Origin of the sequence: Shewanella sp. SP2S2-6 (genome assembly GCF_031931965.1) — a bacterium.
Taxonomy (GTDB): Bacteria; Pseudomonadota; Gammaproteobacteria; order Enterobacterales; family Shewanellaceae; genus Shewanella; species Shewanella baltica.
Genome location: NZ_JAUOEQ010000073.1, coordinates 1 through 955 on the forward strand (window position 1 = coordinate 1; position 955 = coordinate 955).

General features: G+C 45.1%; 1 pseudogene. It reads left to right on the forward strand.

From position 1 onward, the window contains the following. A pseudogene (locus Q4Q57_RS22005) lies at positions 1 to 955 on the forward strand (IS3-like element ISSba3 family transposase); the annotation flags it as partial.

Below are 955 nucleotides of genomic sequence, written 5' to 3' on the forward strand. Positions count from 1 at the left end.
TGCCGATGCGGCAAAGTCTCTTGGAGTTAGCACGAGCCTGCTTTACAACTGGAAGGAAAAACACCAAGCCCTGCAACAAGGTATCACCTTAGAAGAGTCTGAGCGTGATGAGCTAAAGCGATTACGTAGAGAAAACAAAGAATTACGCATGGAGAAAGAAATTCTAAAAAAGGCAAGCGCCTTCTTTGCGAGAGAAATGAAGTAAGATTTCGTTTCATCAAACAGCAATCTAACCTGTTTCCCATAGCACTGTTATGTCGAGTAATGAGTGTAAGTAAATCAGGCTATTACGATTGGCATAAACGCCCTGCAAACGTGATAAGCCTTGAGACACTGAAGCTTTATCGCCTTGTTCGACAGCTATTTAAGCAAAGTCGAGGCAGCTTAGGGAATCGTGAAATGGTGAAGAAATTGCGCAAGGAAGGCTACCAGGTTGGTCGCTATCTCGTTCGTAAAATTATGCACCGCCTTCGACTCAAAGCAACCCAACGACGCGCTTACAAGGTGACTACGCAGCGAAAACACTCAGATGCAGTGGCTGATAATCTGTTAAATATGAACTTTAATCCAGTATCTGCTAATCAGGTCTGGGCGGGTGACGTGACCTATTTAAAGACGGGTGAAGGCTGGATGTATTTGGCAGTGGTGATGGATTTATATTCACGCCGGATTGTGGGATGGCACATAGACAAACGCATGACCACGGATTTGATATCTAAGGCATTAATGAAAGCCTACAACTTGCGACAACCAGCGCGAGGGCTGGTATTCCACAGTGACCGAGGCTCGCAATATACCAGTAAGCAATTCGGTAGGCTGCTATTGAGCTATGGTATCCGAGCCAGCATGGGTGATGTGGGAGCGTGTTGGGATAATGCCGTTGTTGAGCGATTCTTTGGCAGCTTAAAACACGATTGGATTTTTAAAGTTAATCAACCAACAAGGGAGTTTATGA